Raw genomic sequence first — 11984 nt, 5'->3', positions numbered from 1 at the left:
TTTCCAAGGCCGGATTTCTTGAGGAGGGGGCCGGCGGTATCGGAGCGGATCCGAGAGCCGTCCGACACGGGAGTGACGTTGAATGCTTGCATTGATTGAAAGGAACGGGGGCGCCGCCGTCCGCATTCCGGCCGGCCGGATGATGATCGACGGCGCGTGGCATGATGCCCAGGACGGGCGCACGATCGCCGTCCACGATCCCGCGACCGAGGAGAAGATCGCCGATATCGCCGCTGCCTCGTCGGCGGATGTCGACCGCGCTGTCCAGGCAGCCTATCGCAGGTTCGAAAGCTCGACCTGGCAGAAGATGCGACCGCTGGATCGCGGGCGGCTGTTGGAGAAGCTCGCGCTCCTCGTCGAGCGCGACGCCGAGGAATTCGCCCGCCTCGAAACGCTGGATAACGGCAAGCCCTATTTCGTTTCCCGTCATGTCGACCTGAAGTTCACTGTGGATGCGCTGCGCTACTACGCCGGCTGGAGTTCCAAGATGGCGGGCGAGTACATCGCCCTTTCGCCATTTTTCGACGATGGCGGAACCTATCGCGCCTATACCGAGCGCCGGCCGGTTGGTGTCGTGGGGGGTATCACGCCCTGGAATTTTCCGCTCGGGCAGGCCATCCAGAAGATTGCCCCAGCCATCGCCTTCGGTTGCACCATCGTGTTGAAGCCGTCCGAAGAAGCATCGCTGACGACGTTGCGGCTCGGCGAACTGATCCTCGAAGCGGGGATCCCCGACGGCGCGATCAACATCGTCACCGGCTATGGTCATGAGGCCGGACAGGCGCTGGTCGATCATGCGCTTGTGCGCAAGATCGCGTTTACGGGATCGACCGCCACCGGCCAGAAGATCCTCCAGTCTTCCGCGCTCCAGATGAAGCGCGTCACGCTCGAACTCGGCGGCAAGTCGCCGGCCGTCATCCTGGCGGATGCCGACCTGGACAAGGCAATTCCGGGCGCGGCCAATGCCATTTTCCCCAATTCCGGGCAGGTCTGCACCGCGGGATCGAGGCTGTTCGTCGAGGCCTCGATCTTCGACGAAGTCAGCAAGGGGGTTGCCGAGATTGCGCGTGGGCTACGACTCGGCAGCGGTTTCGATGCCGACACCGATCTCGGTCCCTTGATCTCGGCTCGCCAGGTCGAGCGCGTCTCCGCGCTTGTCACCAGCGGCGTCGACGAGGGTGCCGAGCCGCTTTGCGGTGCTTCCCGCGACGACAGGAAGGGCTATTTCTACCAACCGACGGTCCTGACGCGGGCCAGTGCCGGCATGAAGGTCGCGCGCGAGGAGATCTTCGGACCGGTGGTGCTTGCCATGCCGTTCGACGACCTGCGGCAGATCAAGTCGCTCGCCAACGACACGGTGTATGGGCTGGGAGCGAGCATCTGGACGCGCGACATCAACAAGGCGCACCTCCTGGCCAGCCAGATCGACGCCGGCACGGTGTGGATCAACACGCATAACATCCTCGATACGGCCATGCCCTTCGGCGGCACCAAGCTGTCGGGATTGGGGCGCGAGTTCAGCTCCGAGGTCATCCATGCCTACACGGAGCCGAAAGCGGTCTGCATGCGGCTGGAGACGACGGAGTTCAGTTGAGCCGCCGCATGAGCGGCCAGCAGACGCTTGAGGGAGGATTCCGCATGAAGGAACGGCTCGACCAGCTCGCGCGGGACGTGGGTGAGAAGGTGGTTGCCTGGCGGCGCCATCTGCATGCCAACCCGGAGCTTTCGTTCCAGGAACACAATACGGGGCAGTTCATCGTCGAGCGGCTCCAGGCGCTCGACGGGATCGAGATTTCGCGGCCGTCGGGCACCAGTGTGGTCGGCTGCCTGCGTGGCGCCCGGCCAGGACCCACCATCGCCATACGCGCGGATTTCGATGCACTGCCGATCGCCGAGGAGACGGGGCTGCCCTTCGCCTCGCAAAATCCGGGCGTCATGCATGCCTGCGGACATGACGGGCATACGGCGATCCTGCTCGGCGCGGCCACGGTGATGTCGCAGCTTCGTGACCAGATCGCCGGCGAGATACGGTTCCTCTTCGAAAATGGCGAGGAGGCTCCTCCCGGCGGCGCTGCGGGTATGGTTGCGGCCGGCGTCATGAAGGGCGTCGATCGGGTGATCGGGCTGCATCTGTGGGCGCCCTACGAGACCGGCATTCTGCAGGTCAACGCCAGACATGTCATGGCGGCCTGCGATATATTCCGGATCGAGGTACACGGCCGTGGCGGTCATATCGGGACACCGCACACGGCAGTCGATCCGATCGCGATCGGCGCGCAGATCGTGACCAATCTGCAGCATCTGGTGGCGCGGGAGGTCAATCCCGTGCAGGCCGCGGTTGTCGGTGTCACCGAATTTCGTGCCGGTCGGTCGGTCGGGGTCATCCCCGCGGAAGCGACACTTATCGGTGGAGCCAACACCTTCGATGCCGTCGTGCGCGATCATGTCGAGCGCCGCATAGGCGAGATCGCAACCAGCATCTGCGCCACCCATGGCGCAACCTGTACATACAAGTATACGCGCATCTACGACGCGGTCGTCAACGACCCGGAGACGGCAGCCATCGTCGCCGGCGTGGCCGGCGAACTGTTCGGCGCAGACAAGGTGGCGGAACTGGCACCGATCATGCCTGGCGAGGATTTCTCGGCCTTTGGCCACGAGGCGCCTTCATGCTTCGTGCTGGTTGGGGCAGGCAATGCCGCCAAGGGCATCACGGCGCCTCACCACGACGCACATTTCGATATCGACGAAGATGCCCTGGCGATCGGGGTTCGGCTGTTCGTGCATTCCGCCGTCGCGCTGTTGAGGCAGGTATCGGCGGCGAAGGCTGCCTGAGGTTTCCGCGCCGACGCGGCGGCGTTCAGCCAGTGCGCTTCGGCAAGACTGAGGTCCAGCGGGCCGGAATGCGTCCGGGATCGCCCGGCTGCGACGCGGCCGCCGCAACAATCGAGGTGTCTATGAACGCGCTCAGCAACGACTTCAACCTATTGGGCGTGGAAAGCCGCGCGTTCCTGGAGCAGGAACATGGCCTGCGGATCGGCGGCAGGGCGGTTCCCTCGGCAGGCGATCGCAAGGTTGCGCTTGTCGACCCGAGTTCCGGCAATGTCGTCGGCCATGTACCCGAAGCGACGGCGGAGGATGTGGATGCCGCCGTCGGCGCGGCAAGGCAGGCGTTGGAAGAAGGGCCCTGGGCTCGAATGCGCCCGCATGAAAGGGCGCTCGCCATGTCCAGGCTGGCCGACCTCATCGAAGAATGCGGTCGCGAACTCGCGGAGCTGGAGACGATCAACAGCGGCCGCCTCATCGGCAACACACGCGCGTTCGATGTCGAGTTTTCCGCACACGTGCTGCGCTACATGTCCGGCTGGGCGACGAAGATAGAGGGACGCACGGTCGATATCTCCGCGCCCTACATGCCGGCCGGTGAGTTCTTCTCCTTCACACGGCGTGAGCCCGTCGGCGTCGTCGTGGGCATCGTCCCCTGGAACGTTCCGCTCTGCCAGGCCGTGTGGAAGCTCGCCCCCGCGCTCGCCGCGGGCTGCACGGTCGTCCTTAAGCCCGCCGAGCCGACCCCACTCACGGCGCTTCGGCTCGCCGATCTTGCGCTCGAAGCCGGAATTCCGGCCGGTGTGGTCAATGTGGTGACGGGTTCGGGCGCAGTGACCGGCGCCGCGCTGGTGTCGCATCCGGGCGTGGACAAGATCTCGTTCACCGGTTCGACCGCGACCGGCAGGCTGATCGCCACCCATGCGGCCGCGAGCTTCAAGAAATACAATCTCGAACTGGGCGGCAAGTCGCCTGTCGTCATCATGCCGGACGCCGACCTGGAGAAGGCCATTCCGGGGGCGGCATGGGCGATTTTTGGCAACCACGGGCAGAACTGCTGCGCCGGCTCGCGCCTCTACGTCCACGAGACGGTGTTCGACAAGGTGCTGGAAGGGGTGGCGGATATCGCCCGCTCCCTTCGCCTCGGACCGGGCCTCGATCCCGCGAGCCAGATGGGGCCGCTGGTCAGCCGCGCGCAGCAGCAGCGCGTGCTCGGCTATATCGAGGCCGGCAGGCGTGAAGGCGCGACAGTGTTGACGGGCGGCAGCGCGCTCGATCATGCCGGAAGCTATGTCGAACCCACCGTGCTGGTGAACACGACGCAGCACATGCGTGTGGTGCAGGAGGAGATATTCGGCCCGGTCCTGGTGGCGTCGCGTTTCTCCGACGAGGCGGAGGCACTGCGGATGGCCAATGAGTCCGAATATGGACTAGGCGCCAGCATCTGGACGCGCGACATCGGTCGTGTGCATCGCTTTATCCGGGGTTTCAAGGCCGGGAACGTGTGGGTCAACGTCCACAATGTCCTGGACAGTGCGCTGCCCTTCGGCGGCACCAAGGGTTCGGGTGTCGGCCATGATCTTGGTGAGCAGTCCGTGCTCGACCATACGCGCATCAAGGCGGCGGTTATCTCGCTTTAGGCATGGTCATGAACGTATCGAGCCAAACGGCGCCGGATGCCGACCACCTTTCCTTTATCGAGGCGTTGCCGGGGCGATTTCCTCCAGGCCGGCGAACCCTGCCGGAGATTCTGATCGAGCAGGCCGGTCGCTACGGGGATCGCCGTCTTGCGGTGTTCGACGACGACAGCTGGACGTATAGCGAAGCGCCCGCGATCGCCGCGCGAGCCGGCGCGGTACTTGCCGCGGCAGGTGCCGGTCACGGCGATCGGGTCGCGATCTTCTGTTCGAACCGAAGCGAGTTCCTTGCGGTATTCCTGGGCTGTGCCTGGATCGGCGCGGTCATGGTGCCGATCAACACGGCTTCGCGCGGCGCACAGCTGCGCCATGTGCTGGCGAACAGCGGGGCCCGCATCCTCATCGTGGAAGCGTCGATCGCGGCTGCATTCGATGATTTCGGCGACGCGTTGAGCGATGTGGAAATCCTCTGGACGATCGGCTGCAAGAGCCGGAGCACGGTCGGTGACAGGGAATCTCATCCGATGCCGCAGGCCAGTGAGCCGGTCGCCCCCGCCGCGGTAAGGCCGGGCGACACGCTCGCCATTCTCTATACGTCGGGAACCACGGGGCCGGCAAAGGGCGTATGCTGCCCGCAGGCACAGTTCTTCTGGTGGGGGGTCAACACCGCGCGCGGTCTCAGGATTCGTGAGAACGATGTTCTCCTGACGACGTTGCCGCTCTTCCACACCAACGCCCTCAACTGTTTCTGGCAGGCACTGCTGACGGGCTCGACCTATGTCCTGGAGGCCAGGTTCTCGGCCTCGGCCTACTGGGCTGCCGTGACAAGGCACAAGGCGACGGTGGGCTACTTCCTGGGCGCTATGGCGGCCATCCTGCTGTCGCGGCCGGAAGAGGTGTCGGACCGCGGCCATGCGATGCGTGTAGCATTGGGCGGTGGGGTTCCCGAGCGGTTCCACCAGCCATTCCTCGACCGTTTCGGTGTGCCTTTGCTCGACGCCTACGGGTCAACCGAGACAAACTTCGTCTTCGCGGGCGAGATCCCGTCCAGGCACCCGGGGACCATGGGGTATCTCTGTCCAGGTGCCGAGGCGCGGATCGTCGACGAGGACGATGCCGATGTTGCTTCCGGAGAGTCGGGCGAGTTGATCCTGCGGGCCAGCCAGCCATTCGCCTTCGCCACCGGCTATCACGGCATGGCGGAAAAGACGGTCGAGGCGTGGCGCAATCTGTGGTTCCACACCGGCGACAGGGTAAGCCGCGACAGCGACGGCAACTATCGCTTCATTGACCGCATGAAAGATGCCATCCGGCGGCGCGGGGAGAACATCTCCTCATGGGAGGTCGAGCAAGTGCTCCTGTCGCACCCTGCGGTGGCCTCCTGCGCGGTGTATGCCGTTCCTTCCGAGCTGGGGGAAGATGAGGTCATGGCGGCGATCCTGCCCGAGGCTGAGAAGGCGGTGGATCCGGTCGAGCTTCTGGATTTCTGCAGCGCCCGTCTGGCCTATTTCGCGGTTCCCCGCTTCGTCGATTTGGTGACGGAGCTACCGCTGACGGAAAACGGCAAGATCCGCAAGGTGGTGCTGCGACAGGCTGGCATTACCGGAACGGCCTGGGACCGCGAGGCGGCGGGGTATCTGTTGAAACGATAGCCGGCAGATTCATCCGTTCCGAAAAGACGAGTTCGGGACTGTGATCGATAGCGTTTCGGTATTGGTCGATCGGTGTGTTTATATTGGAATTGTATCGGAACCTGCTGTTCATTTGGTTGGAAAGATAGTTTCAGATCCCGTTCCACGGAACAGCCTGGCCGGGTGGGATCTGAATGGCTTGCGATTGCACGATTCGGCGACCCGGGCGCCGTCGTCCGGATGTGAATATCGACATTGATGACCGAGACTTCAGAAACGATCGAGACGGATATCGTCATTGTTGGGGCCGGTTCGGCTGGCTGCACGCTGGCGGGGCGGCTTTCCGAGGACGGCCGTACCTCGGTTACGCTGCTCGAGGCGGGTGGAAAGGACTGGAATCCCTGGATCCACGTTCCGATCGGCTATGGAAAGACGATTGTCGATCCGAACCTCAACTGGCGTTATGAAACAGAGAAGGGCGCCGAGATCGGCAACAGGCCGATGTACTGGCCGCGCGGCAAGGTGCTTGGCGGGTCATCCTCCATCAATGGCCTTCTCTACATCCGCGGGCAGGCGCGGGACTACGATCATTGGCGGCAGCTTGGAAACGAGGGTTGGTCGTACGACGACGTCCTTCCCTATTTCCGCAAGGCGGAGAGCCAGGAGAACGGCGCCGACGAGTTCCACGGCGACAAGGGGCCACTGCGGGTGTCCAACCTGCGCGAGCGGAACCCGCTCTGCCAGGCTTTCATCGAGAGCGCGGTGGATGCGGGTATTCCGCGTAACGACGATTTCAACGGCGTCAGCCAGGAAGGCGTCGGCTTCTACCAGATCACGACCCACAACGCCCGTCGTTGTTCAGCAGCGGTTGCCTATCTCAAGCCGGCGATGAAGCGCCCGAACCTGCGCGTGATCACCAGGGCACACAGCGAGCGCATCCTGTTCAGCGGCAAGCGTGCCATCGGCGTCGTGTTCGATCGCGGCGGCCGAAAGGTGACGGTCAGAGCACGGCGCGAGGTCATCGTCAGCTCCGGCTCGATCAATTCACCCAAGCTGCTGCTGCTTTCCGGAGTCGGCCCGGCAGGGCAACTCGCCGGGCTGGGTATTCCGGTGGTCCACGATCTGCCCGGCGTGGGCGAAAATCTCCAAGACCACTATGGCGCGCTGGTCACCTACAAGAGCAGACTACCGCTCACCGTCAACGACATCATGCGCAGTCCGCTGCGTCAGGTCCAGGCGGGGCTCCAGTATCTGCTGTTCCGTGCCGGGCCGCTGACGATTTCGGCGGCCCAGGTCGGTGCGTTCATCAAGTCGGATCCACGGCTGGAGACCCCGGATATCCAGTTCCTGTTTCAGACCTTCAGCCACGACGAGTATGACGCCGGCCTCCACAAATTCTCGGGTTTTGCCAATGCGGTCTGTCCGGTGCGGCCGGAGAGCCGAGGCACGCTCAGGCTGCGCTCGGCCAACCCGCAGGATGTACCGGTGATGCAGCCCAACTACCTCGCGGCGGAGAACGACCGCCGCGTGCTCGTCGAGGCGATCAAGCTTACGCGCAAGGTTGCCGAAAAGGCCGCGATCGCCGCCCACATCCTTGCCGAATACGCGCCCGGCCCGCAGGTCGCCAGCGATGACGAGATCCTCGACTACGCTCGCGAGACAGGGCTGTCGATCGCTCATCAGGTCGGCACCTGCAAGATGGGCAGGGATCCGATGGCGGTGGTGGATCCGTCCCTCAACGTGCATGGCCTGGAAGCGCTGCGCGTGGTCGATGCCTCGATCATGCCGACGCTGATTTCGGGCAACACAAACGCTCCGACGATCATGATCGCCGAGAAGGCGGCGGAGATGATCGGGAGGCGCGCGGCGTAGCGCTTCGCTCGCTGCATACGGATTTTGTCCCTGATCGCCATGAAGCACGAATAACAAGCGGGAACGTGGCGAGGGATCGGGCAGGGGGCTGTGGGAGCGGAAGCGCCCGGCCCCACCAGGAGGAGACTTGTGCTGGGCACGAACGAATTCGACTACATCATCGTCGGTGGTGGCTCGGCGGGCTGCGTGCTTGCCGCGCGGCTGAGCGAGGACGGCAGGCATTCCGTGCTGCTGCTGGAGGCGGGTGGGCGCGATTCCAGCTTCTGGATCCATATTCCTGTCGGCTACGGCAAGACCATCGTGGATCCCCGAGTCAACTGGAGGTTCGAGACCGAGCCCAATCCGGCGCTGAACGGCAGGCGGATCTATTGGCCGCGTGGAAAGGTGCTCGGCGGCTCGTCCTCGATCAACGGGCTGATTTACATTCGCGGCCAGGCCGAGGACTACGATCACTGGCGGCAACTGGGCAATGTCGGCTGGTCGCATGAGGACGTGCTGCCGTATTTCCGCAAGGCCGAGAACCAGGAGAACGGCGCCGACAGATACCACGGTGTGGGCGGACCGCTGTCGGTGACCAATCTGCGGGAGCGCAATCCGCTTTGCGATGCCTTCATCAGTTCTGCGGGCGCGCAGGGCATCGTTCGCAACGATGACTTCAACGGCGCAACGCAGGAGGGAGCCGGCTACTTCCAGGCCACGGTCAGGAACGGACGCCGCGCTTCCGCCGCCACCTCCTACCTTCGGCCGGCAATGCGCAGGCCGAACCTTGCGGTGGTCACTGGTGCCCACGCCGAGAAGGTTCTCTTCCACGGTCGGCGGGCAAGCGGAGTGCGTTACCGCCAAGCCGGCAAGCCGATGGAGGCCAAGGCACGTCATGAGGTGATCCTCGCCGCCGGATCGGTCAAGTCGCCGCAACTGCTGATGGTTTCCGGCATTGGTGATGCCGCATCGCTTGCAGGGCATGGCATCAGCCCGCTGCATCATCTGCCCGGTGTCGGCAGAAACCTGCAGGACCACTATGGCGGCCAGATCACCTGGAAATGCAACCGTCCCATCACCCTGAACGATGTGATGGCAAGCCGCCTGCGTCAATTGCAGGTCGGCATCAAATGGCTGCTCACCCGGAAGGGGCCGCTCTCCGTGCCGGCAGGCCAAGCAGGACTGTTCACCAAGGTGTTGCCAGAATCCGGCTCCGCCGACCTGCAATTCCTGTTCCAGACATTCTCCGGCGGCTATTATGAGGATGGCCTGTTCAAGTTTTCCGGCTTCGCCAATTTCCTATGTCCCGTCAGACCGGAGAGCAGGGGCGAGATCGTGCTACGGTCCGCCGATCCGCATGAGGCGCCGTTGCTGCTTCCGAACTATTTCTCGCATGAGCGGGACCGGCGGATCGCCGTGGAGGGGTTGAAGCTTGCCCGTCGCATGGCGGCCAGCAGACCTTTGGCCGATTTCGTGATCGAGGAGCACCTGCCGGGTTCCAGCACGGCCACAGACGCCGAGATCGAAGCCTATCTGGTCGAGAATGGCGGCTGCGTTTCGCATCAGGTCGGGACCTGCAAGATGGGCACCGATGCCATGGCTGTTGTGGATCCGCAGTTGCGCGTCCACGGGGTGGATGGACTGCGCGTGGTCGACGCGTCGATCATGCCGACGCTGATTTCCGGCAATACCAATGCCCCGACCATCATGATCGGGGAAAAGGCGGCGGATCTCATAAGGAGGCAGGCGGCGTGACCAGTGTGGCGATGCTCGATCGCGGCCTTCAGGCCAGAGCTATGCGCGGCGACCCGGCAGATGTCATCGTCCAGCTCGAGGGGATATCGAAGAGTTTTCCGGGCGTACGCGCCCTCGGCAATGTCGATCTGATGATCAGGGCCGGGGAGGTGCACGCGCTGACAGGAGAAAACGGTTCGGGGAAGTCGACGCTGTCACGCGTCATCGCAGGTCTCATCCAGCCCGACACCGGAAAGATCAAGATCGATGGCAGGGAGTGCGTGGTGGAAAGCCCTGCCCATGCCCTCGATCTCGGCTTTGTCATGATCAGCCAGGAACTGACCCTGGCGCCGACCCTGACGGTTGCGGAGAACATCTTCCTCGGCCGCCTGCCGACGACGCGCCTTGGGCTGGTCGACTGGGCCCGCCTGGAGGTCGATGCGATGAAAGCGCTCGCCCGGCTGGGCGTACACGTGTCGCCATACGCCATCGTTTCCGAGCTGAGTGTCGAGCTGCGCCAGGAAGTCGAGATCGCGAGGGCACTTTCCTCCGATGCGAGGCTGCTGATCCTGGACGAGGCCACGAGCTCGCTTTCGGAAGCTGCCACGGCGCGATTGCTCAAGCTTGTTCGTCAGGAACGCGATGCCGGGCTGGCAATCCTGATGATCACCCATCGCATGCCGGAAATCTACGCGGTCGCTTCCGTTGCCACCGTGTTGCGCGACGGCAGGCTGATCGCCACCGTGCCTTTGCCTGAAACCGGGGAAGCGGATCTCGTACGCCTGATGGTCGGCCGCGAGATCAGCGATTTCTACGGAAAACGTGAAATTCCGGCGGGCGAGAAGGTTTTGGAGGCGCGCGACCTTTGCACGCCGCTTGGTATTCTCCAGCCGACATCACTCGATATCCGCCGCGGCGAGATCGTCGGCGTGGCAGGTCTTGTCGGGTCCGGCAAATCCGAGTTCGGCATGGTTCTCGGTGGCGCGATCCAGGGGGCGGGATCGGTGAAGGTCGACGGCCGCACTGTCAGGCTCGGCGATCCGCGGCGGGCGATCGCCGCAGGCATTGGATATGTCCCGGACGACCGCAAGGCCTCGGCCTTGCTCCTGGTTCGCAGCGTGGCGGAGAATTTCTCGCTGGCCTGGGTGGACCGGCTTTCGAGAGCCGGTATCCTTAACACCCGGCTCGAACGCTCCGAGGTCGGCGACGCCATAAAGCGGTACCGTGTGGCAACCGCGTCCGCCGGTGCGTCGATTGCCACCCTGTCAGGTGGCAATCAGCAGAAGGTGATTCTCGGCCGAACATTCCGCCGCAAGCCGGACGTGCTGGTGCTGAGCGAGCCGACGCGTGGGATTGACGTCGGCGCCAAGAGCGAGATCTACCGGATGCTTCAGGATGCAGCCGAGGACGGTGCAGCGGTGATCGTCATTTCGTCGGAACTGCCAGAACTCCTCGGCATATGCGACCGCATCCTGGTGTTCTTCGAGGGCGCTCTTCTGGCGGAGTTCAGTCGCGATGAGGCGACCGAAGAGGCGATCGCCCACGTCGCTGTCGCTGGAAGCCGCAGCCAGCCACAAGCCAATTTGTCCGGAGCACGCCAATGACGGTAACACATCTGGAAAAGCAGGATACGGCCGGGCGGTATTCGCCTCGGTCGTCGATTATCAGCCGGATCTTCCAGAACAGATATGCCGGCGCACTGATCAGCCTTGTCCTTGTTGGCGCTTTCCTGGCCATGACACAGCCAGTGTTCCTGACGTGGCCCAATCTGATGAACATCGTCAAGTCGAACAGCGTCGTGTTCATCCTGGCGCTGGGCGCGACCTATGTGGTCATCTCCGGCGCCGTCGATCTGTCGGTTGCGAGCGCGACCGCAGCCTCGGCAATGGTGCTGGGGTTGCTGCTGTTGGCTGGCGTGTCGGCACCGCTTGCCGTCGTCGCCGCGGTCCTGTTCGGCGCCCTTCTCGGCGCGGTCAACGGTACGCTTGTCTCCTACTTCAAGATCTCCTTTTTCGTCGTTACCCTGGGCACGCTGTCCGTGTTCCAGAGCTTCGCTCTCATCATCAATGACGGGGCCAGCGTCAGCGTCTTTTCGACGGCGGGTTTCAAGCCGATCAACACTTTCGTCAACGGCAGCATCGGGCCATTTCCGAAGATGCTCGTTTTCGATCTGGTTCTGCTGCTGCTCGCCGGGGGCATCTTGCGATATACCTCCTTCGGCAGAGCGCTCTATGCCATCGGGGCCAACCCAGAGGCAGCGCGGCTGAACGGCATTGACATCAGGAAGGTCATGCTCGCCGTCTTC

Annotated in this window: 8 protein-coding genes; all 8 read left to right on the top strand. The window is 63.7% G+C overall.

The window, feature by feature from the left end; genetic code table 11:
* The first annotated feature begins 82 nt into the window (after positions 1-82).
* A complete protein-coding gene (locus tag AO692_RS13760; protein WP_152979831.1) occupies positions 83-1594 on the top strand; it encodes an aldehyde dehydrogenase family protein in 1512 nt (503 codons plus the stop codon).
* 8 nt (positions 1595-1602) lie between these two features.
* Positions 1603-2835 (top strand): amidohydrolase, encoded by a 1233-nt coding sequence (locus AO692_RS13755; protein WP_200911734.1) that lies wholly within the window; start codon positions 1603-1605, stop codon positions 2833-2835.
* 122 nt (positions 2836-2957) lie between these two features.
* The gene (locus AO692_RS13750; protein WP_054310622.1) at positions 2958-4466 is read left to right on the top strand and encodes an aldehyde dehydrogenase family protein; all 1509 of its coding nucleotides are present in this window, start codon (positions 2958-2960) and stop codon (positions 4464-4466) included.
* An 8-nt stretch (positions 4467-4474) separates the two neighbouring features.
* Positions 4475-6115, top strand: coding sequence for an ATP-dependent acyl-CoA ligase (locus AO692_RS13745; RefSeq protein WP_082407374.1), 1641 nt, complete (start codon positions 4475-4477; stop codon positions 6113-6115).
* 237 nt (positions 6116-6352) lie between these two features.
* The gene (locus AO692_RS13740) at positions 6353-7966 is read left to right on the top strand and encodes a choline dehydrogenase (protein ID WP_054310621.1); all 1614 of its coding nucleotides are present in this window, start codon (positions 6353-6355) and stop codon (positions 7964-7966) included.
* Between the two features lie 129 nt (positions 7967-8095).
* Positions 8096-9700 (top strand): choline dehydrogenase, encoded by a 1605-nt coding sequence (locus AO692_RS13735; protein ID WP_054310620.1) that lies wholly within the window; start codon positions 8096-8098, stop codon positions 9698-9700.
* Positions 9697-11283 (top strand): sugar ABC transporter ATP-binding protein, encoded by a 1587-nt coding sequence (locus AO692_RS13730; RefSeq protein ID WP_200911733.1) that lies wholly within the window; start codon positions 9697-9699, stop codon positions 11281-11283. Before AO692_RS13735 ends, AO692_RS13730 begins: the two co-directional genes overlap by 4 nt.
* Positions 11280-11984 (top strand): ABC transporter permease (locus AO692_RS13725; protein ID WP_161808069.1); only part of this gene is annotated, 705 nt, incomplete at its 3' end. The genes AO692_RS13730 and AO692_RS13725, both read left to right, overlap by 4 nt.

The sequence above is a fragment of the Mesorhizobium sp. 1M-11 genome (assembly GCF_001303895.1).
Classification (GTDB): domain Bacteria; phylum Pseudomonadota; class Alphaproteobacteria; order Rhizobiales; family Rhizobiaceae; genus Mesorhizobium.
This window is presented reverse-complemented; position numbering and strand designations above follow the sequence as displayed.

Excerpts from the sequence above, each read along its gene's own strand:
- AO692_RS13760 (WP_152979831.1), top strand. The coding sequence starts at position 83 with ATGCTTGCATTGATTGAAAGGAACGGGGGCGCCGCCGTCCGCATTCCG.
- AO692_RS13755 (WP_200911734.1), top strand. The coding sequence starts at position 1,603 with ATGAGCGGCCAGCAGACGCTTGAGGGAGGATTCCGCATGAAGGAACGG.
- AO692_RS13750 (WP_054310622.1), top strand. The coding sequence starts at position 2,958 with ATGAACGCGCTCAGCAACGACTTCAACCTATTGGGCGTGGAAAGCCGC.
- AO692_RS13745 (WP_082407374.1), top strand. The coding sequence starts at position 4,475 with ATGAACGTATCGAGCCAAACGGCGCCGGATGCCGACCACCTTTCCTTT.
- AO692_RS13740 (WP_054310621.1), top strand. The coding sequence starts at position 6,353 with ATGACCGAGACTTCAGAAACGATCGAGACGGATATCGTCATTGTTGGG.